This window comes from Ensifer sp. NM-2 (assembly GCF_003024455.1).
GTDB classification, from domain to species: domain Bacteria; phylum Pseudomonadota; class Alphaproteobacteria; order Rhizobiales; family Rhizobiaceae; genus Ensifer; species Ensifer canadensis.
On sequence record NZ_PVZR01000152.1, the window covers coordinates 1 to 426 of the forward strand.

Below are 426 nucleotides of genomic sequence, written 5' to 3' on the forward strand. Positions count from 1 at the left end.
GGCCGTCGCGGACCTCGAGGAGCACCTCGTCCGCCGCGCCGTCCTGCCCGGCCGCGGGGGCCGTCGTCGCGGTGGTCTGCGCGTCGCTCATCGGTGCTGCCACCCCGCCTCGCGCTTCGCCGCGAACGCGTCCATGCCCTCCTTCTGGTCCGCCGTGGCGAACGCGGCGTGGAACACGCGGCGCTCGAAGGCGATGCCCTGGGCGAGCGTGGTCTCGAACGCGGCGTTGACGGCCTCCTTGGCCATCCAGGAGGCCGGCTTGGACTTGGACGCGATGGTCGCGGCCACCTCCAGCGCCTCCTCGAGGGCATTCTCGTCGGCCACCACGCGGGAGACGAGTCCGATGCGCTCGGCCTCCTCCGCCCCGATCATGCGGCCGGTGAGGATCATGTCCATGGCCTTCGCCTTGCCCACGGCGCGGGTCAG

At 73.0% G+C, this 426-nt stretch carries 1 protein-coding gene; it reads right to left on the minus strand.

The window, feature by feature from the left end; translation table 11 throughout:
- Positions 1-87: 87 nt before the first annotated feature.
- Positions 88-426 (minus strand): enoyl-CoA hydratase-related protein (locus tag C6558_RS39240; protein WP_245449380.1); only part of this gene is annotated, 339 nt, incomplete at its 5' end.